Raw genomic sequence first — 22677 nt, 5'->3', positions numbered from 1 at the left:
ATAGTCACATTCTTCAAGCCACAATTCATCAATTTACAATCGTTATTTTTGTAAACGTCAAATCACTGCCCTGAATAATGATACCTACATTTGTCTGGTCTTCACAATCTCCTTGTTTAGCTTGAATATTATCAAGTATCTCCTGAGTCAACGTCAACTCCATCACACGGCTCTCGAAACTCCAGCCGTAAATGTCTGTCGGTACCATAGTCGTATCAAACAAAGAGAAAGTTATGCCACTCCAATCGCCATAGTTAAACTGAGCCTGTGCCCAAGTCTGGTCTTTCTGATCGAAATAGACTTTCATGACAGTGCCTGCCGTTACCTTGGCAAAAGATACAGCCGGTACCAACACACGTCCTCCATCACCCCAACTAATATCGAGCGGACCAGCCCAAACTGTTTCTTCATTAGCAACCACAAGAACATCATAAGCAATTTCACCATTTGAAGAAATCAGTTTCAGGCTATAAGTTCCATCCAGTTCAGCCGGTACATTCAACATCAATACCCCTTTAGCCGCATCATTGATATACTGGACTGAAGCCTCATTCAGCAATACATTTGTCAGTTTATCAGCATTAACAATCTCAAGTTCCACAATTCGTCCCCGAACCAATTTGTCAGGCAATGCCGGCAAATAGGCGCATACCGGTTTCTCTATTGTCAGAGACGGTGCTTCCACAGATTCACCATTGGCCATTTTCAAAAGTAAGGCCCCAGTTTCGGCAGTTGTAGGTACAGTCAAAGAAATGGCAGTAGCAGTGGCATCGGATACGGTAACTTCCACATTACCACTGAATACAACAGCCGAAACTACATCCATATTTATTCCTTTGACAGTCAAAGCCTCTCCTGCCGGGACCGTCGCCGCACTATAAGAAATGTTTTCCGGCTTTGCCGTTGCAATAGATACGGCAGTTGCTTTTCCACTATTTGTATTCAATTGCAAATCACCACTAATAGCCGCAGCCGGCATCAAGACCTTTATTTCAGTCGAGTTTTGTGATTCCAATCCTACTGCTTCTTCTACACCAGGGAACGTTACATCAGTCACCAAATCCATATTGGTACCTTTCAAGGTAATCATATCTCCACCACGCAAGTTCACAGCAGGAACAGCCACTACGTTCGAAGGCGTAGCTACTACAACAGTAGCAACCACAACTTTTACATCCGAAGCAGGAAGTACCGTAACTTCTCCGTCCGAGACATTATCCGGCAATGTAAAAGTAAGTTCATCTCCTTCGGAAGAGGCAGTCATCGTAAATTCAACTTCATCCCCATTCGGCATCTGTACTTTCTTCACCAAATCAAAGTTTTTACCAGAAACTCGAATGACATCCCCCGGCTTCTTATCTACCAGGTCGAGTGGAGCCTCTACCGATGGCAAAGTAACCTCCAGTTCCCCTTCAGAATAAATCCAATTGGGGATTTCAGCTCCATCAGACAAGATGAACTTACCGGTCTGAGCAGAATCAGGAACAATAACTTTAATCTCCTGACGGCTTTGACTGACAAACTCATCAGCAGGCACTGTTACCTCGTCAGCAAATATCACTTCTTTAATCAAATTCAAATATTCACCAGTAATGGTCAATTCACTACCAGGCTTTACTTCTGCCGGTGCAAAAGCCTCCAAAGCAATCGGCTCCGTAAATGTCAACTCGGTTTTTGTTGTAATATCCCCTTTCGGAGTCTTCAAGACAACCAACCCCGGCTGGGCTGTCTGGGGTACAGTGACACGGATTTCCGTATCACTGACTACTTCGATGTCTGTTATATCGTCGCAACCGGGAATAACGACCGCAGTCACCTTATCCATGCCACTTCCCAGGAAACGGAGTACACCGCCGCGGGATACGGGACTCGGTCCGAATACATTCAGACTGATTCCCCCTTTATATTGGTTGGTATCTTCATCATCCCCATTGTCGCAGGCCGTAAACGTCAAGCAACTGAAGAGCATCAGGCACATCATCCACAGTGCCGGAAATTTATATGTTTTATTCATATCAGTATTCTATTTAAAAGGTTATTCAATAGGTACCACACGGATGTTGTCAATCATAATCACCGGATTGCAATCCTTACCTTCCACACCACCTGCCCAGACAAAGAATGTCAATCCGGTCAGCATAGTCTTGTCAAAAGTCCTGTCACACTTATTACCTTCATGCGTCTTGTTGAACTCGGACAGATTCATGGAAACGGTTGTCCATTTACCACCCGTGTCATAAGAACCCGTATTCTTCCAGGGCAACCATAAACCGCGCGGCACATTCGTATCACTAAAGTAAGCATTCGTTCCAGTTGCATAAGTCACCACATCATTTCCCGTAAACATCACTTGCAGAGCACAAGACTGCCACGGATTGGAAGAAGGAATATTCACCTCGAATTTCAGTTGCAAACCATTGACACCATACTCCTCGAGCAGTTCTGCAAACTCAGGACGTGCAGAAAGTTCGGGATAACCGGCAGACGGTTCCGGCCAATAGTTGAACGAGAACTCATCTTCTGCCCAAGTAGCTCCGATAGCACCGTCAAGTGCTCCGGCGAGACAGATATAAGCACCGTCAATACTGTTTTCATCAGCTTCTTTCAATACCTTGCTACCATCACGCCAACCGTGGGCAATAGCCATACCGCCATGAGAACCGTCCCAGTCAAAGAGAATGTTACGGGTATCATAATAGCGGAACTTGGAACGTCCGGTACCGTAAATAGACTTCACGTTGATATAGCCTGCAGGAGCATTGTCCGGAAGAATAAAGCTGACCGCAGTCTTGGTTATGTTCGTAATATTAGTCACTTCCACATTACCGGCCATCGTAATGGTCAACGGCACATTCGGGTCATCAATGAAATAGTCACCAATCAGTGTCACCTCACTACCCGGCTTTGCAAACTCACAAGAAATGGAGTTCACGGTAGGAGCCGGAACCAACACCTTGAAGTCATAATCTATGGTATCCTTTGCTCTGGTCACCATATAAATCTTATCGGTCACTACCGAAGGAATCTCTTTCGGAACATCTACCATAAGTGTATGGTCAGTGATGTAACTGGTATTAAGTATCGCCTTCTGGTCATTGAAATAGAGTTCGTAAACACTCCGCAAATTCTCACCGACCAGACAAATCGTATTCGCCATATAAGCCCCCGTCAGCAAAGAGTCTGCCGCTGCCGGATCAGGGACACGAACATATTTCAAGGTAGGCTTTCCTCCTGCCACTTCATATTTATCCGGTTCATCCTCACAAGCTGCCATGGAAAAGCCTGCTGCGACAACAGCTGCCGCGAAGAACCAATTCGTATATCTATTATTTTTCATCTTTTCAAGCATTAAATTAATAACTGAATTCAGAACGTACATCTACGTGTACCGGGTCTTTCATCAAATTAGGATTGAACACCACGTCTTCTGTCGGGAACGGCAATGTAAAGCTGGAGACTGTTACATTCGGCGCCTTTGCATCCGGATTGTAACGGGTCTCGTCCGGATTCACCGTCCAACTGCCGTTTTCATAATAAGCCTTATAAGTAGTACCCAGACTATAATAAACATCACGGCGCTGTGCCTTCAGCTCATTGATAGCACGCTGGGAATCATAATATGCCAAACGTACATAATCATACCAACGGTCGCCTTCGCAAGCCAGTTCCAGCCGGCGTTCCTTCCAGACGTCCTCCCAAGTAATGGAGGTTTTCGGAGTAACTCCCGGAATGGCACGGCCACGTACTGCATTGAAAGCATCCAGTGCACTCTGGTCTGTAGTAGAGGTAGCCAGTCCCATTTTCGCCTCGGCATATACCAGATAGATATCGGACAGGCGCAGGATATGGGTTGCCAGGCCGCTGTACATATTACCAGCCGATACGCCCAAGCCCAATACATGGTCATTATTGTTACCATAGAGATGCTTCACGTGATTGGCACCGGTAGGAGACTGGTAATCGCCATTAGGTCCTCCCTTACCATATTCGGCATCATAAATAAACCGCAGATAATCAAATCCGCCCTTGTCCTGCCAGAAATAATCGTATACATCACCTGCCATCATCATAGTAGCCTTACGACGGGTATCCGTATCCGAACGCGTCTCAGGACTTTCCAAAGCGGAAATTCCAAATGCATCCTGCAAATCAACCGACGGACCTGCATAGCCACCCCAGCAATCACCAAATTCATCGAATCCCACCATTGCCAAGTCCGACTGCAACGTATTCTGCTGTGTCCAGGGGTCACGTCCTGCCGACCAGTGCCAGGAGAAGAGACACTCTTCATTCTTGTTGTTTGCCAAACGGAAAACATCGGAATAGTTAGCCAGCAAGTTACGGCCGGAATTATTAATTACATCCTTGGAATATTCTGCCGCTTTCGCCAAATCATCCGCATTGCGGGTACCGGAAAGGCCACTCTTAGTCAGATACACCTTAGCCAAAAGACCTTCGGCACAATAGCGGTCAATACGTCCCGTTTCACCTCTGGCCGGAAGCAACTCCATAGCTTTCTCCAGAGTCATAATGATATATTCGTACACATCTGCTGCCTCCACTTTGAATTTGGAGTTATAATTACCGGAATTCAATTCGTCCGTATTATCATGGATAATGGGTACTGCGCCAAAACTACGTACCAAATAGAAGTAAGCCATGGCTTTCCATGCCAGACACTCGCCCATACACTGATTTTTCACTGCTTCTGACGCATTTGCCGTCTTCAAACGAGTATATACAGTATTGGCATGGCCAATCACTGCCCATAGAGAATAGGACATGTTCACAAGGTTTTCATCCGTACCATTCACCGTAAAATTCAAGTAAGGGCTGTTTCCCTCGTATACGTTTCCAGACAAGATTTCACCGACTTTAATAAAACCGCGCTGAAAGTCATACCAAGGTGAGTTATAAAGATAATTAACCCCCTGCACACATTGTTCGTCATTCTGATAGAAGTTCGATTCGTTATAATTGTCTTCGGTAGGACGGTTCAGGAAATCCTCGCATGAAACTGTTCCCATACCGAGTACAGCTGCAAACGCCCAATATTTAATATATCTGATTTTCATGTTTTCTTCAATTTAAAGTGTTAGAATGAAACGTTCAAGCCGAATGAATAAACTGTAGGAGACGGATAACGTCCGTTGTCCAAACCATAGACATTGACGCTTGAAGTGCTGGCACCAATTTCAGGGTCATAGCCGTCATAACCGGTAATGGTCAGCAGGTTCTGGATATTGGCATAGATACGCAAGTTGCTCAGTCCCAGTTTATCAATCGTCTTTTTCGGGAAAGTATATCCCAAAGAGATGTTCTTCAGACGGATATAAGAACCATCTTCAATATAACGGTCACTGATACGGTCGTTGTCATTCGGGTCATTGATAGTGGCGCGTGGAATGGAAGCTCCCGGGTTTGCCACCATGACGTTAGACACATCATTATACCACATCGTTCCATCTTCGTAGACCTTGTTCGGATTGATAGGAACAAGCTGTGCACGTCCGTTTACAGCATTCAGCTGGTTAGTCCAGGGAGAGTTCATATGTGTCAGCTTCATGGAAAGGTAGTTGTACACCTTGTTGCCATAGGAACCGTTGATGAAAACAGACAAGTCGAAGTTCTTGTAACGGAAAGTATTGGTCCAGCCAAAAGTAAACTTAGGCATCGGAGAACCGATATTGGTCTTGTCATAGTCGTCAATAACGCCATCGGGCACACCGTCAGGACCACTGATATCCTTATATTTCACATCACCCACCCATACGGTATTGGTACGGTCGAATACACCGTTTGCCGGGTACTTGGCAGGTTTCGGAGAAGTCTGAAGGTCCTCCAGGTCCTTGTAAACACCATCACAAACAAATCCATAGAAGTTATAAAGTGATTCGCCTACACTGGATACACTGACTACATCGGTCCACTGTCCGTAACCCACAATCTGCGCATTGGCTGTACCAGCCAATCCTTTCAGTTTGTTCTTGTTGAAAGAAATCTGGAAGTCAGAATCCCATTCAAACTTACCCGTAATAGGATGTGTGTTCAGAGAGATTTCAAAACCGGTATTCTCTATGTCACCATAGTTACCTTTCGGAGCAGCCAATGCAGAAGAGGCATTACCGGAAGTACCCATATAAGAAGGCAACTGCAACGGCATCAACATATCACTGGAAGTTTTCTTGTACCACTCTACCGTCAGGTTGATACGGTCGTGCAGGAATCCCAAATCCACACCGACGTTCCATTGCTCCTGGGACTCCCATTTGATGGAAGTATTCGGTATATTGGAGGGGCGATACCCCATACCCAGACCGGAAGGCATACGACTCATAGATGTACCCCAAGCATAACCACCGATGTTGGCATTACCAGTTTGTCCCCATCCCAGACGCAACTTACCGTTACTGATGACCTTCTTCAACGGTTCAAAGAACGTTTCGTTGGAAAAGCGCCAGGAAGTAGCCAATGAATGGAAGCCTGCCCAACGGTTCTCGGGACCGAAGTTTGAAGAGCCGTCATAACGATAGGTATAAGTACCCAGATAACGGTCGGCATAGTTATAAGTCAGACGTGTAAAGAAAGATGCCATAGACGAGCTTCCAAAACCTGCATTGATAGTCGGGGTTCCCGTACCCAAGGCAGGATTGTGCACTTCATCCGAAGGCAGACCGCTATTGAACACACTCGTGAAGTCATAGCTGGACTCCCAGCACTCCTGGCCCACCATGGCTGTATAATGATGCTTGTCGCCTATGTTTCCGGAATAGGTCACATAGTTCTTCAATTGCCAGAATGTACTGCTGTTCTTCTGGATATTGCTTTCATTACTGGAACGTACCCATCCACCCAAATCAACCATCGGCTTGTAGCGCTCACCTTTGCTGGAACTGATGTCATAACCCAATTCGGCATGCCATACCAGATTTTTAATCGGAGTAACCTCAAAGAAAATATTACCCGTCAGTTTCTGACGGTCCAGCAGAATGTCATCCATCATGGCAAGGGCAATCGGGTTAGGATTCGTGTAGCCTTCGCGAACAACGGTGGCATAGCTGCCATCCAGATTATAGATAGGTATATCAGGAAGAGTGGTCAACGAGTAGTTAATCAAACCTTCATCACTGTCTGCCAGTTTCAGGTCATCACCCGTTGCTGTATAGGTGGCGGTCAAACCGAGTTTCAACCACTTCTTCAGTTGGGCATCCAAGTTGGCACGGAAGCTGTAACGGTTAAAGTTTGAACCGATGATGGTACCGTCCTGATCCATATAGGAAGCTGATACGTAGTATTGTATCTTCTCTGTACCACCTTGTGCCGAAATCTGGTGCTGATGCTGCAAAGCAGTCTGGAAGATGGCGTCCTGCCAGTTTGTACCTACTCCCAGCAGAGAAGGATCGGCATAATAATTACTAGGGTCAGAGATTTCACCCATGTTTGCCAAATCATTATAATAAGTGGCATACTCACGCAGATTCATCATATCCAGACGCTTTGTCTGGCGTTGAACGGCAAACATACCGTCATAAGTAAACTTAGCCTCACCCGCCTTACCACGTTTGGTCGTAATCAAAACCACACCATTGGAACCTTGCGCACCGTAAATGGCGGTTGCCGAAGCATCTTTCAGAATTTCCATACTGACGATATCAGCAGGGTTGATGGTGGAAAGCGGAGAAATGGTGGAAACCGAGCCATTACCCAGTGCATCGCCCAAACCATAAGATGAACCGCTTTGTCCCTGACTCTGTACAATCACACCGTCAATTACATACAACGGCTCGGCATTAGCATTGATAGTGGCCTGACCACGTACGCGGATAGAGGAGGAAGAACCCGGAGCACCGGAAGTGCTGACTGCCGTCACACCGGCAGCACGCCCTTGAAGGGACTGGTCGAGATTGGTGATAATAGAACCCTTAATCTTGTCTTCACTCATGGAAACGGAAGCACCGGAAAGGTCGCTTTTCTTCATCGTACCGTACCCCACAACCACCACTTCGTCCAACATCTCGGAGTCTTCCTTCAGCGTGATGTTCACTGTTGTCTGGTTCGTTATCTTTATTTCCTGGCTGACATAGCCTATAAAGGAGACTACAATGGTAGCTCCCGGTTTCACATTCAAGGCAAAGTTACCGTCAATGTCGGTAATTACACCATTCGTTGTACCTTTTTCCAATACATTGGCACCGATAATAGGGCCCATAGCATCACTGACGACACCCGTAATTTTCTTTGTTTGCTGCACTGCCTCAACGGTATCCGTCGATGATACTGCGAAAAGCTGAGGAGCATAACCCAGACTGAACACCGAGCATATCCCCGCAAGCAGCGCTGTCTTTCTAAAATTCAAATTCATACTGTATTTCTTAGATTTAAAACAAACACAAAACCTCCCAAAAGAAGATTTTTTTAGTTAACAAAAATGAGACTGAGTCAAAAAGCCCTGATATACTATCACAGCCTTGACATTTAGGTTTACTTCCAAACAGTCCATGTCTTCATAGTTCCGTTTTTCCTTTTTTCCCATAGGCACAATTCTTTTTTTCTTAAATTATTAATGGTTAAATCATATTGCTTTTTCCCGAAAGGGTCATTTCTTCAGTTCGTCCCGTACCATTCTTCCCCATTCCTTCATATCTGCATCTTTCCAGTTTCCCTCGGAAGAAGCCGACGGATAGAACATGGAGCAAGTCTCATCCTTGTCAGACAAAGACCAGGCCACCCAGCTGATGGAATGCCGCTGCATCCAGTCCAGCCAATTCCCCCACTCTTCTTTACTGATGGGGCCGTCCCCACTTGCTTCCATACCGGCGCATTCGGAAACGAAAATCGGCAAGCCCTTGCCCAGAGCATAGTCGGCGCGGTCGCGCAGCCACTGTCCGTGGGTGTTGGCATAAAAGTGGAGTGTATACATTATATTGCTATATCCGGTAATAGGATCGTCCGCTGCCAAATGGATGTCCTGGTCCCAATGCGGACAACCAACGAGGATAACGGCATCCGGTTCTATGGCACGAATCGTCTTGATAACCTCCACAGAGTATGACTTCACCTGCTCCCAACTGTCTTCCACCGGTTCGTTGAAAACCTCATAGATGACATTAGGAACCCCTTTGTAACGGGTAGCCATTTGGGTGAAGAACTCCTTTGCTTCTTCCTGCCGCAGATTGTGGCTATGCCAGTCGATGATGACGTAAACGCCGTTCTCGATAGCAGCATCCACCACTTTCGTAACACACTCAATACCGAACTCGGGCTTGTTCACATAGCAGGCGCTATCCAAATCCACTCCCATAGAGGCCCGAAGCACTTGTGCGCCCCAGTCATTGACCAGATAAGCAACCGAAGAGGCATTGTAGAAACGGGGCCAGAACTGATGCCAGCCATAGCTGACACCGTGCAATACCACCGTGTCTCCTTCGGTATTCATCAACTGCGTACCATTGACCACCAATGCCGGTAGCGTTTCCTTTACATTTTCATTCTTCGACGGGTTTGTTCCACAACCAATGGTCATACCTAGGCAACAAACCGCCAACATAACTTTCCATATGCTTTTCATATCATACTTAGTATTTAGAGTAATAATCTTTCTTATATAACGGTACAAACGCTTTGTACACGCTTACATTCTAATTTTCAGGCAGGGATTACACGGAAAAGCACGGATAGGTTCAATTTTGCAGCTTCCGGTTTTCCGCTTTAATTATTTCAATAGTGCTGTCTGTGGCAAAGACAGAGTTCAGTCCTTGTTGTTCTTGAGCCGGGTCACCGGTATAGTCATCTCCCTTTTCCCAGAATACATGGTCGGGATTTTGTCCGGCAAAACCACCCCATGCCCAGAAGTTGCATCCGGCAAAGAGTCCGCCGCTCTCACGGTCCTGGCGGATGAGGTCGAATACATAACGGTAATATTCATCGCGGGCAGTGGTCGGTGCCTCTTTGGAAAAGCTGAAACCGTCACGGGGAAAACCGAACTCCTCCAAAACAATCGGCTTGCTGTACTTCCGAGCAATGACCATGTGGTCATCTATATACTTCTTAGTATTTTCCTTGGCACGCGGAAGAAGTTCCTTCAGGCTGTCCGCCTTCACCCAACTCCAGTTGTAAGGCCAGATGTGGATATTCAGATAATTGATGTTGGGGTCGGCATGAATCTTCTCGAAAAGATTCATATCCATTTCGCATCCCCACGAGCCCTCACTGCCGGAAGACACCATGTGGTTCGGGTCAAGTGACTTGATTTGTGCAGCCACATCGGCCATCCAGCGGGCAAACGGTTCCTTGTTCTCGTCAGAGAAAGCGCGAGGCTCGTTACCAATCTGCCAAGACATAATAGTGGGGTCATCCACATATTTTATCTGATTATACCTATTGGTGCGTGAAACAATATAATTGACATGATTGGCAAACAAGGCCTTCGCGCTGTCCGATTGGGGGAACTGCTTGACATACTCCATATAGGCGGGCCATCCGTCTACGGCAGGTACCACGGCATCACCGTGTCCGGACCATTGCAGGTAAACGGAATAGCCACCGCTCCATTCCCAGGAATTGTTCAAATAGAGGACAGCTGTCATATCACGTTCACGCAGTTCATTCATAAAATAATCCAATCCGGCTAAAATAGTATCATTATAGACGCCCGGTGCCACTTGTAAAGAGGGCTCTACCCGCGTCTTTATGCCATTTTCACCGTCAGCACCCACCAATACGCGCAGGTTGTTGATGCCAATACTTTTCAGAAAGTCCAGCTCCTTATGCAACCGTTCACGATTGCCGCCTTCACCTTCGGAACCAAGAATGGCACCGTACCAGAAATTGGCACCTACAAAATAATAGTGTTTTCCGTCGCGAACGAACTGTCCATCGGCATTGACCTTAATAAACGAATGCTCCGCAGGCTTAGGGGCACATGCCCCCAAAAGGAATAAAAGTACTGTCAGCAAAAGGAATTGTTTCTTCATATTATCAGTTTTTAAGCGATACACAAAGATACGCGGCTCATATCATAAAAAATGATACTATATTATCAGATTAATGTGCCAATGTGATTAATCACATTGGCACATTAAGTTGTCTCCGTATCCAGTCCAGCCATTCATCCCACTGTTCCTGATACCAGTAATGCCCGGTTTCCAGATAAGGATGCAGTTCCTTCGGAGAAGAAATCACATTGTAGGCTGCATACATGGAAGTGGGAGGACAGACCTCATCGTTATACCCCCAACTGAACCAACCGGGCACATTCAGCAGGCGGGCAAAGTTTGCCGTATCATAATAGCGCACCGTTTCAAGCTGCTTTTCATCGGGAGCACCGTAATAATAGAAATAATGGGGCCAGCCGCAAGCGCGCTTCTTGAAGAACGCTTCGTGGTCGCATAAGGCAGGATGAACAGCCGCCAGGAAAGTAACGCGCGAATCAAGAGCCGCCGTAATCACAGACAAGGCACCGCCCTGGCTGGAGCCCGTAACGCCCAGCGCCTTCCCGTTGTACTGCGGCAGCGAACAGATAAAATCCACAGCACGCAAAGCGCCTACCACCACACGGTTATAGTAAGAAGCATCCCGGCTGTCGCGGCCGAACGTCCAGTAATTGCTCAGCGCCCCACCTGCCAGCGCATCATATACAGACTGCTGCATCGTGACGGGAATGCCGTGGATACCCACCTCCAATGTAATTACCTTTCCAGGAGCCGTATACGTATCTCCCGCATAAGGGCGGACACCCGCACCGGGCACACGCAGCAAAGCCGGATACTTCCCTTCTTTCTTGGGAATACTGAGAATACCGTAAAAACGTCCTCCCCAGGCTTTTGTCTGGAAGCTGACCTGATATACATTATCCGTTTCCGTACAGCGTTCGGGAAGCAGCGTCATAAGGGGATTCAACGGAGTCTTGCGCGCCTCTTCCAAGGTCTTGGCCCAATAATCCTGAAAATCGGCAGGAAGTTTCGTCACGGGTTGCAGCTGCTCAGGAGCATAGGCCGATGTAGCCAGCCCTTCATAAGTCCGGCCGTCCACATGCGCCTTGACCTTGCAACGCAAGAAGCCTGCAGTCTTCATCGTGCCTTGCAACTTCAAGGTACCATCTTTCAGCACCATGTCTTTCTTTACTTCAGTAGGATACATCTCGGGGCCCAGTTCATAGTCAATCTTGACATCGGGCAAGAGGTTCTGTGCCTTCAGCACCCGGACGGTAAACGTACACTTCTCATTCAGACGATACACCCAATCGCTATGGTCGGGTGAAACGACTACACGGATTTCATTGCCACGTATCTGCGCCGTCACAGCACATACACACAGCAGACATAAAAATAAGGAAAAAACTCTTTTCATGATATCAGATATTAGTATTAATCATTGGTGCAAAAATAGGCACTTCCAATGAAGAATACCAATACTTTTTTATCATATCACCAGCTTCTTTTTCCGATAATTCTCACGGAATTCCTTCGGCGAGCATCCCTTCTTCCGCTTGAACATACGATTGAAATTGGACAGATTGTTGAAGCCGCAGTCATAGCACACCTCTGCAATGGTACGCGTGGAATCTACCAACATACGCGTGGCAAAGCCCAGACGGATATCAATAATGTAGTCGGAAAGCGTCTTGCCGGTGCGCAGGCGAAAGAAACGGCTGAAAGAGACCGGGGTCATGCCCACCATATCGGCCAATGAAGCCAACCGGATATCCTCCTGATAATGGGTGGAAATGTATTTCTGCACCTTCTGTACCCGGCGGCTGTCAGAGAAAGTCTCTATCTTGGCAAACGAAGAACTGGACAACACCCGAGCATTGTCATAGAGGGAAAGTTCGTAAAGGATACGGAGAAAGTTCATCACGGCATAAAAGCCCTGCTCCTCGGAAGCCAGCTTATCCAGCCAGTTGTACACCTTCATGATGGCCTGCATGGGGAAACTAAGTCCGCACTGTGCACGCTCCAGCATCCGGCGGATACTGTCGAACTGGTTCTTGTTGACAACGTTCCCGAAGAACAAGTCGGGAGAGAACTGGATGGTAATCTCCCGAATATCCCCGGAGGTACATTCATGTTGCTCCCATACATGCTCCAACTCCTTACCGGTTATCAGCACCAGGTCATAATCACCGATAATCTCGGCAGAATCGCCCACCACACGGCGTACGCCGGAAGCATGTTCCGTGAAGTTCAGTTCATACTCTGCGTGACAATGGATGGGGTAGGTAAATTCTGTTTTGCGACGATCGGCAATATAGAAACAGTCACGTTCCGACAGAGGGGTTATCTCCCTCATGATATAGTTCTGGTTTTCCATAGGCATTGGTTAAAAAAATATCATGCCACAAATATACTCATTCTTTTTAATCCCACAACAGTACCATTTGTTACATTTAGAGGTAATAATTGTTATATATGAGCAGATACCCGGGAAAGTCCCGCCCGGAAAAGCAAAACTTCCGTTCTTCTCCCCCTCAGGCTCTAATGTAAGGATGTATGAGATGCGCATCTCGTACACTTACACACTATAGTTTGAGGAAGAAAGAAGCGGAGATCCCTCTCCTGCCCCATAAACAAAAGAAAGGTCTCCGCTTCGCCGGATGATATGAATGATAAGTCGCTTACTTCTGCAGCTTCAAGACGCAGGAAGTTTCCGGCAGGTTTTCCGAAACGACCGTCATTGTGGCTTCTCCCACTTCGCCGGTACTTTGCAACAGCACCTGTGCAAGTCCATTGAATGCCTTTACCTGATAGGTGCGTGCATCAGCGTCGGCCGGACGTTCCGTAGCTCGATAAGCGGGGTCTCCATTCCCCACCCCAAGGATGCGTACCGGACCGGAGACGGTTATTGTCAAGTCGTTGCAGGCAGTAGGGACAAAACGTTTCTTTTTGTCCTGCAACTCAATATTACACACTGCCACATCCCGATTGTCTGCCTGAATGACGGGACGGTCTGCCGTCAGGGAGATACGGGCAGGAGCACCGGTAGTCTCCACAGTACGGGCCAATATTTTTTTGCCGTTCTTATAGCCTACAGCCTTCACTGCACCGGGCTGGAAAACGGCTTTCCAGGAAAGATGGCCGTTTCGGGGCATCGGTTTGCGCTCCAGTTTCTTGCCGTTCACAGTCAGTTCCACTTCATCGCAGTTGCTGTATACCCAAATATCGATGCTATCACCTTCGTGACCTTGCAGATTCCAGTGAGGAAGGATGTGCAGCACCGGCTCATCCGTCCACCAGGACTTCAGATACCAGGCTTCGTCCTTGGGAAAACCGCAGTAGTCCAGAATGCCGAATTGTGAACCCGTAGCCGGGAACTTCATGGGGTTGGGCTCGCCGCGGTAGTCGAAACCCGTCCAATAGAAAAGACCTGCCAGGTAGGGGCGTTCGTCATAGAATTTCCAGCCACGCTCGATGCAGTTCAGCAGGCTGTCAGGTCCGTTCGGCTTGCGGTTGTGCGCCACCATGTGGCCTTTGTCGTGGGCATCGAAGTAGATGCCGCGCGTACCACAGCCCGTAGTCTCTTCCGAACCGAGCGCACGGCGGCCGGGATAATCCTTGCGGTGCTGCTCCACAGGGTTCTGAAGGATGTAGTTATAACCGGCCACGTCTGCGGGAATCAAGATGGCAGGGCCACTGCTCGAAGCAACGGTCATGAGGCGCGTAGGGTCGAAACGGTGGCAATATTCGCGCATCGTGGCAGCAATGCGTGTACCGCTTTCTTTCCACTCGATGCCCCACTCCTCGTTGCCTACGCTCCAAAGGATGATGCACGGATGGTTGCGGTCGCGGTCTATCATACGTTTCAGCAGGCGGGTATGTTCCTCGTTGACGCCCGTCAGACGGTTTTCCTCTATCACAAGAATGCCGAGGCTGTCGCAGGCATCGAGCATTTCGGGAGTCATCGGGTTATGGGAAGAACGGCAGGCATTGCAGCCGAACTTCTTCAGTTCCTTCAGTCGGTACACTTGCAGGGCATCGGGAATGCCGGCACCTACTCCGGAGTGGTCTTGGTGCATGTTCACACCTTTCAGTTTCAGAGGCTGTCCGTTCAGGAGGAAGCCCTTGTCGGCATCGAAGCGGATGTCGCGAATACCAATCGGGGGGGCCACCACGTCCACCTGCCTACCGTTTTGCCAGACGCTGGTTTCCATTTTATAAAGGTAAGGATGTTCTGTACTCCATAGCTGGGGATTCAGCACTTTGGTACGCACCTTTACGCTACGCGTTTCTTGCGGCAGCAGGGTTATCTCTTCCGCCTCGTCCTCCATCTGCACTTGTCCGTCGGCATCAAGCAGACGGCACCATACTTTGCCGGAAACGGGGTCTTTTCCCGAATTCTTCATCTGCACTTCGGTCACCAGCACAGCCTTGTCGAAAGGAGCTTCCAGCGTGGAAGATACAAATACGCCGAAAGGAGCTACATGCAACGGCGCCGTCTTGTTCAGCCATACATGGCGGTAGATGCCCGCACCCTCGTAAAACCAGCCCTCCTCGAGCGTGGCATCCGCACGGACGCAGATAAGATTCTCTTCTCCGTAATTCAGGTATTCCGTAATGTCGTATACCTGCGTGGCATAGCCGCTGGGTTCGTGTCCCAGGTAGAAACCGTTTATCCAGATACGGGCATCACGGAAGATACCGTCGAACTGAAGATAAAGATGCTTGCCGAGGTCCTCTTGCGGAACAGTGATACTTTTCCGATACCATCCCACAGAGTTTTCGGGGAATTTATAGCCGACGGCTTTATAACCATGACTGTGGCTCGCCTCTTTGGCATAAGGCAAATCAACCACCCAGTCATGCGGAAGGTTGACCGTCTTCCAGTCCACGCCCCACTTCTCCGGATTGAACTTGGGGGAGTAAGGACCCTCGTTATGGATAGAGGCTGCCTTGGTCAGATAGTTGAAGTACTCCGTTCCGCAGCCGAAGTCTTTCTCCGGTGAGGAAGCATTGCCAAAAGCAAACTGCCAGCCGTCGTCCAGCAAAATACGTTCGCGGACGGATTGGGCAGAAAGAGAAAAGGTAATTCCAAGAAGGAACAGAAATGCGAATAAGTGTTTCATATCGGTTAATCATAAAATGTGTTTACAAAGATAGAGCGAAAAAGATTCGTGCGGTGATACTTTTGTATCATTTTCCGGTACTTCATGTTTCCGAGGGGAAAAAACACGCCGGGCAAACAAGGGTGATAGGAGAAAAGTTTTTAAATTTGAAGCGTGCTTCCGGGAAAATGGCCGGATGGCACAACTAATGAAGAATGTATCAAACTAAATACAAGAAATAATATGCAAGACAAAAGATTCGGATATTTCGATGACGACAACCGCGAATACGTCATTACCGACCCCAAGACACCTTGGCCATGGATTAACTACCTGGGCAATGAAGATTTCTTCTCACTCATCTCCAATACTGCCGGAGGCTATTCCTTCTACAAGGACGCCAAGTTCCGCCGCATCACCCGCTACCGCTACAACAACGTGCCGATGGACAACGGGGGACGCTACTTCTACATCAATGAAGGCGGCAACGTATGGTCTCCCACCTGGAAGCCCTGCAAGACTGCACTCGACAGTTACGAGTGTCGCCACGGCATGAGCTACACCCGCATCACCGGATCCAAAGACGGCATCGAAGCCAGCCTGCTCTTCTTCGTCCCACTGAAGACCTGGGGAGAGGTGCAGAAGCTGACCTTGCGGAATACTTCTGCCAAAGTGAGAAAACTCAAACTATTCTCCTTTGCCGAATGGTGCTTGTGGAATGCCGCTACGGACATGGAGAACTTCCAGCGTAACTTCTCCACGGGAGAGGTGGAAGTGGACGGGTCTGTCATCTACCACAAGACGGAATACAAGGAACGCCGCAATCACTACGCCTTCTACAGTGTCAATACACCCGTAGACGGTTTCGATACCGACCGCGAAACATTCGTGGGACTCTACAACGAGTTTGCCGACCCGGAACGGGTAGTAGAAGGCAGACCGGGCAACAGCATTGCCCACGGTTGGAGTCCCATCGCCTCGCACTATCTGGAAGTAGAACTGCAACCCGGCGAAAGCCGCGACTTCATCTTCCTGCTGGGCTATGTGGAAAACAAGCAGGAGGCAAAGTTCGAGGAACGTGAAGAATCTCTGCATGAAGCGTTCAAGCAGAGTGTACCCTCTTCACCTATTATAAATAAGGTAAAGGCTAAGGCGATGATTTCGGCCTTCGACACTACCGCCAAAGTAGATGCTGCCTTTGCCGAACTGAAAGCCTACTGGGACCGCCTGCTGGACATCTACGTCGTGAAGACCGACGAAGAAAAGTTGGACCGCATGGTGAACATCTGGAACCAGTATCAGTGTATGATTACCTTCAACATGTCCCGTTCCGCCTCTCTCTTCGAGAGCGGCATCGGTCGTGGAATGGGTTTCCGCGACTCCAACCAGGACCTCGTGGGCTTCGTGCATCAGATACCGGAACGAGCCCGCGAACGAATCATCGACATAGCTTCTACCCAATTCCCCGACGGAGGATGCTACCACCAATACCAACCGCTGACCAAACGCGGCAACAACGACATCGGCGGCGGCTTCAACGATGACCCCATGTGGCTTATCTTCGGTACGGTGGCATACATCAAGGAATCGGGAGACTTCAGTATCCTGGATGAGCCCGTCCCCTTCGACAACAAAGAAGGTTCGGAAGTGTCTCTGTTCGAGCACCTGCGCGTCTCCTTCAACCACGTCATCGAGAACCTCGGCCCCCACATGTTGCCCCTCATCGGCCGTGCCGACTGGAACGACTGCCTGAACCTGAACTGCTTCTCCTGGGATCCGAATGAATCCTTCCAGACCACGGAAAACCAGACGGAAGGCAGCCAGGCAGAATCGCTGATGATTGCCGGCTTGTTCGTGGTATGCGGACGCGACTACGTGGAGCTGTGCCGCCGCCTGGGTAAAGACGACGAAGCAAACAGAGCGCAAACCTACATAGACAATATGGTGGAAGCCGTGAAAAAACACGGCTGGGACGGAGACTGGTATCTGCGCGCCTACGATTACTTCGGCCACAAGGTAGGCTCCAAAGAGAACGAAGAAGGACAAATCTTCATCGAATCGCAAGGCTGGTGCACCATGGCAGGCATCGGACTGGAAGAAGGCATGGTAAAAAAAGCGCTGGACTCCGTAAAGGAACGCCTGGACTGCGAGCACGGTATTGTACTCAACAATCCACCCTTCACCCGCTATGTTGTGGAGTATGGAGAAATCTCCACCTATCCCGCCGGCTACAAGGAGAACGCAGGTATCTTCTGCCACAACAACCCGTGGGTCATCATCGGAGAAACCGTACTGGGACGGGGTGACCGTTCCTGGGAGTATTTCCGCAAGATATGCCCGTCGTACACCGAAGAGCACAGTGCCCTGCATAAAGTAGAACCTTACGTATGCTGCCAGATGGTGGCCGGCAAGGACGCCGCCCGCCCCGGTGAAGGCAAGAACAGCTGGCTGACGGGAACGGCTGCCTGGATGTGGTATGCCATCACGCAATTCATACTCGGCATCAAGCCTTCGTATGAAGGTCTGGAAATCAATCCTTGTATCCCGGCAGGCTGGAAAGGCTTCAACGTGAAGCGTAGGTTCCGCGGGGCAGAATATCATATTACCGTGAAGAATCCCGATGGTGTGTGCAAAGGCATCAAGTCCGTCACAGTAGACGGCCAGCCGATAGAAGGCAATGTGGTGAACCATCTGCCGGGCACGCATACAGTAGAAGTAATAATGGGGTAACCCACAAAATACAATATCATGATAAACCCTATTTATTCTCCAGCGCCCGAACGCTATGACAACGGCATGAAATTCCGCCGTTGCGGGCAAAGCGGCATCTTGCTGCCGGAAATATCACTCGGATTGTGGCACAACTTCGGCGACGTGAACACATTTGCCAATTCCCAGGTCATGGCGCACTATGCCTTCGACCGTGGAATCACGCATTTCGACCTCGCCAACAATTACGGTCCTTCCTACGGTTCCGCCGAAGAGACTTTCGGAATGATTATGAAGAAATCCTTCATGCCCTATCGGGACGAACTATTCATCTCCACCAAGGCCGGACACGACATGTGGCCCGGCCCCTACGGGGAGTGGGGCTCACGCAAGTACCTGATGAGCAGCCTCAACCAAAGTCTGAAACGGATGAACCTGGAGTATGTGGACATCTTCTACTCCCACCGCTACGACCCGGATACTCCGCTTGAAGAGACCCTGCAAGCACTGGTTGATATCGTACGGCAAGGCAAAGCACTCTATGTAGGAATCTCCAAATATCCCAAAGAGGCGGCCGAGTTTGCCTACAAATACCTGGAAGAACGGGATGTACACTGCCTGCTCTATCAAGGCAGATACAATCTCTTCAACCGCGAACCGGAAGAAGAAGGTATCCTGCAGCAAGCCAAAGGGAACGGAACCGGCTTCATCGCCTTCTCCCCGCTGGCGCAGGGCCTGCTGACCAACCGCTACCTGAATGGTATTCCCGAAGATTCGCGCATGGCAAAGGGGGCTTTCCTGAAGAAAGAAGCACTGACCGACGAGACGCTGCAAAAAATCAAGGCACTCAACGAAGTTGCTGCCTCACGCGGGCAAACCCTTGCCGAGATGTCACTTGCCTGGCTGTTGAAGGACGACCTGGTGACAAGCGTCATCATCGGAGCGAGCTCCGTTGCCCAACTGGCAGATAACTTGAAAGCGACTGAAAATACAGACTTCTCTGCCGAGGAACTGGAGAAGATAAAGAAAATCATTCAAAAATAAATCAACATGAAAAGCCTCCTTATTCAAACCTTTTGTTTATTATTCCTTTGCTTGGGCACGGTCCGTGCACAGCAATACCAACTTGCATCACCCAACGGAAAACTATCCGTTACGGTAGATGCCGGAGAAGCCCTCACCTGGCAGATAGCACACGACGGAACCACGGTGCTGCAACCCTCTGCCATCGCCCTGCAAGGCAGAGATGAAAAATCAGCCAAGAAAGCAATAACTTTCGGTAAAAATGTAAAAGTAATCCGTGCAGAACGCAAGTCCGTGGAGTCCTCCTTCCCCACTCCCCTCTACAAAAAGGCAAGTGTGGAGGATGTCTACAACCAGCTGACACTGAAATGCCGCGGAGGCTACAGCGTACAGTTCCGCGCATACGATGACGGCGCTGCCTACCGCTTCATTTCCGAACAGAACAAGCCGTTTATCGTCCTCAACGAAACTGCGGACTTCAATTTCGACAAGGATTACCAGGCATTTGTACCTTACATAAACGACAACCGCAACGGTGAGCGCTATTGCTTCTCTTTCGAGTCTTACTACGACGAAGCCCCGTTGTCCAAAATGCACACCGACTCACTCTCCATCACCCCACTGATGGTTTGCCTGGACGGAGGAAAGAAAGCCGTTATCATGGAAGCCGGATTGGAAAACTATCCCGGCATGTTCCTCACTGCAAATCCCCAGACACGTCAAGGAGTGCAGGCAGCATTTGCCCCCTATCCGCTGGAAGAAACAATCGGCGGACACAACCGGCTGAACCTGATACCGACCAAGCGTGCAGACTACATCGCCCGTTGTGCCAAGCAGGAGCTCCCCTGGCGTGTGGTGCTCGTCACCGAAAAGGACACGCAGCTTGCCGACAATGACATGGCACAGCGTCTTGCCCCCGCCTGCCGCATCAAAGACATTTCCTGGATTAAACCCGGCAAAGTGGCTTGGGACTGGTGGAACACCTGCAACTTGACTGGCGTAGACTTCAAAGCCGGCATGAACACCCCGACTTATAAGGCATTCATCGACTTTGCCGCCGACAACAACCTGGAATATATCATCATCGATGACGGCTGGAGCGGAAACGAATCCTTATTGAAAGACCTGAATCCGGATATCGACTTAAAGGAACTGGTAGCCTACGGAAACCAGAAGGGCGTCGGCATCATTCTCTGGGCAAGCTGGCGAAACTCTGCCAAAGATACGGAAGCTGCATTCAGCCACTATGCACAGATGGGTATCAAAGGCTTCAAGATAGACTTCTTCGACCGTGACGACCAGCCACTGGTACAGTCTGTAGAACGTATTGTAGCCTGCGCCGCCGAGCACCGCCTGGTATTGGACCTGCATGGCCTCAAGCCATACGGTATACAGCGCACCTATCCCAACGTCCTGAACTTTGAAGGTGTAAAGGGATTGGAGAACGCCAAATGGGAACCGATAGTGAACGGAGCCCCCCTCCACAACTTCCCACGCTATGACGTGACTGCTCCCTACCTGCGTATGCTTATAGGCCCGATGGACTACACACCGGGAGCCACAATGAACGCAACCCGCGAAACCTTCCGTGCCGTCAACGACCATCCGATGAGCCAGGGTACGCGCGTCCACCAGATGGCGATGTACACCCTCTTCGAAGCCCCGCTGCAAATGCTTGCCGACAGCCCCAGCAAATATATGAAGGAGCAGGAATGCACGGACTTCATTGCCAAAGTGCCTACCGTTTTCGACGAGACCGTGGCACTGGACGGTGAAGTAGGCGAATACCTTACACTGGCACGCCGCAAGGGAGACGTCTGGTACATCGCCTCTATGACCGACTGGACACCACGCGACTGTACCATCGACCTTTCCTTCCTCGGAGAAGGAAGTTACGAAGCCGAAATCTTTTCCGACGGCATCAATGCCGACCGGGAAGCAACCGACTACAAGAAAGAAGTACGCACCGTGACCTCGGGGGACAAGCTGAACATACACATGGCACCCGGAGGAGGATGGACAGCACGGATATGGAAAAGATGATAGGGTGATAAAGTAATGACATGATAAGTGCAATAGGGTGACAGTTACGTTAAAAGTGCTGTCACCCTATTCCTTTATCACTTTTAACATACCTCTACGTGAACCTTTTATATCCTATCTTGTTTTTTCTCACAAAAGCCTAAGGTACCATAGGGCAGGAATTTATATTAAACCTAAACAATTATAAAAGTATGAAGAAATTTATTCCCCTATTATTAGCGGTCTTTGCAGTGACGCTTGCATCTTGCGAAAAAGACCCTGACATGGATAAGCTGGACAATAATTATCTGGTTTATACCAACTATGACAAGAAGGCGGATTTCAAAACCTTCGAAACTTATTACTTGCCGGACAGCATTCTGGTCATCGGTGATAAGGAAAACGCCGAATACTGGAAAGATGAGAATGCCCAGGAAATTCTCAGCGCTTATGTTGCTAACATGAACAGCCGCGGCTACATCCGTGTGGATGACCGGGAAGAAGCCGACCTTGGCTTGCAGGTAAGCTATGTCAGAAGTACCTATTACTTCACCGACTACGGACGTCCCGAATGGTGGTGGAACTATCCTGGCTACTGGGATGCTCCTTACTGGGGCAACTGGGGCGGATGGTATTATCCCTATGCCGTGAACTATTCCTACAGCACCGGTTCCTTTATCAGCGAATTGTTGAATCTGGAGGCACCGCAAGGCCAGAGCGAGAAACTTCCTGTTCTGTGGACCAGCTATATGAGCGGCTTGCTGAGTGGTTCTACTTCTGTCAATACCAAACTTGCCGTGCAAGGTGTGAACCAAGCTTTCACTCAATCAACTTACCTGACTAACAAGTAGTGACAAGCTACGAGCTATAAGTGACAAATGACGGGT

Annotated in this window: 13 protein-coding genes; 4 read left to right on the top strand and 9 right to left on the bottom strand. The window is 49.1% G+C overall.

Going from position 1 to position 22677, the window contains the following annotated elements; genetic code table 11:
- Positions 1-28: 28 nt before the first annotated feature.
- The 9 genes from DW096_RS11100 to galA all read right to left on the bottom strand — a co-directional run bounded on the left by DW096_RS11100 (position 29) and on the right by galA (position 16057).
- The gene (locus DW096_RS11100; protein WP_118931017.1) at positions 29-2014 is read right to left on the bottom strand and encodes a hypothetical protein; all 1986 of its coding nucleotides are present in this window, start codon (positions 2012-2014) and stop codon (positions 29-31) included.
- A 21-nt stretch (positions 2015-2035) separates the two neighbouring features.
- A complete protein-coding gene (locus tag DW096_RS11095; protein ID WP_165853721.1) occupies positions 2036-3337 on the bottom strand; it encodes a glycan-binding surface protein in 1302 nt (433 codons plus the stop codon).
- 16 nt (positions 3338-3353) lie between these two features.
- Positions 3354-5075: a RagB/SusD family nutrient uptake outer membrane protein gene (locus DW096_RS11090; protein WP_005825019.1), complete on the bottom strand. Its 1722-nt coding sequence runs from the start codon at positions 5073-5075 to the stop codon at positions 3354-3356.
- A 20-nt stretch (positions 5076-5095) separates the two neighbouring features.
- Entirely contained in the window at positions 5096-8362 is a 3267-nt protein-coding gene (locus DW096_RS11085) for a TonB-dependent receptor (RefSeq protein WP_005825021.1), read from the bottom strand.
- 234 nt (positions 8363-8596) lie between these two features.
- Positions 8597-9568 (bottom strand): glycoside hydrolase family 5 protein, encoded by a 972-nt coding sequence (locus tag DW096_RS11080; protein WP_035449719.1) that lies wholly within the window; start codon positions 9566-9568, stop codon positions 8597-8599.
- A gap of 112 nt (positions 9569-9680) precedes the next feature.
- Positions 9681-10973, bottom strand: coding sequence for a beta-galactosidase (locus DW096_RS11075; protein ID WP_117681652.1), 1293 nt, complete (start codon positions 10971-10973; stop codon positions 9681-9683).
- A 91-nt stretch (positions 10974-11064) separates the two neighbouring features.
- Positions 11065-12348, bottom strand: a complete 1284-nt coding sequence (locus tag DW096_RS11070) for an acetylxylan esterase (protein ID WP_057256134.1) — start codon at positions 12346-12348, stop codon at positions 11065-11067.
- A gap of 72 nt (positions 12349-12420) precedes the next feature.
- Complete coding sequence (locus DW096_RS11065; RefSeq protein ID WP_009037794.1) at positions 12421-13308, bottom strand: AraC family transcriptional regulator; 888 nt, start codon at positions 13306-13308, stop codon at positions 12421-12423.
- A 304-nt stretch (positions 13309-13612) separates the two neighbouring features.
- Positions 13613-16057 (bottom strand): beta-galactosidase GalA, encoded by a 2445-nt coding sequence (gene galA / locus DW096_RS11060; protein WP_118931015.1) that lies wholly within the window; start codon positions 16055-16057, stop codon positions 13613-13615.
- 222 nt (positions 16058-16279) lie between these two features.
- Between galA and DW096_RS11055 the strand changes: the two genes are divergently transcribed.
- The 4 genes from DW096_RS11055 (at position 16280) to DW096_RS11040 (ending at position 22641) form a co-directional block, all read left to right on the top strand.
- Positions 16280-18766: a GH36-type glycosyl hydrolase domain-containing protein gene (locus DW096_RS11055; protein ID WP_120028755.1), complete on the top strand. Its 2487-nt coding sequence runs from the start codon at positions 16280-16282 to the stop codon at positions 18764-18766.
- An 18-nt stretch (positions 18767-18784) separates the two neighbouring features.
- Positions 18785-19789 (top strand): aldo/keto reductase, encoded by a 1005-nt coding sequence (locus tag DW096_RS11050; protein ID WP_120028756.1) that lies wholly within the window; start codon positions 18785-18787, stop codon positions 19787-19789.
- Between the two features lie 6 nt (positions 19790-19795).
- Positions 19796-21811 carry a glycoside hydrolase family 97 protein gene (locus tag DW096_RS11045; protein ID WP_120028757.1) on the top strand — a complete coding sequence of 672 codons (2016 nt, stop codon included), beginning with the start codon at positions 19796-19798 and terminating at the stop codon, positions 21809-21811.
- A gap of 191 nt (positions 21812-22002) precedes the next feature.
- A complete protein-coding gene (locus DW096_RS11040; RefSeq protein WP_005834796.1) occupies positions 22003-22641 on the top strand; it encodes a DUF4136 domain-containing protein in 639 nt (212 codons plus the stop codon).
- Positions 22642-22677: the final 36 nt, after the last annotated feature.

The sequence above is a fragment of the Bacteroides sp. AM07-18 genome, assembly GCF_003602695.1.
Classification (GTDB): domain Bacteria; phylum Bacteroidota; class Bacteroidia; order Bacteroidales; family Bacteroidaceae; genus Bacteroides; species Bacteroides uniformis.
The sequence above is the reverse complement of the archived record's forward strand: the minus strand, read 5'-3'. Positions and strand labels throughout refer to the sequence as shown.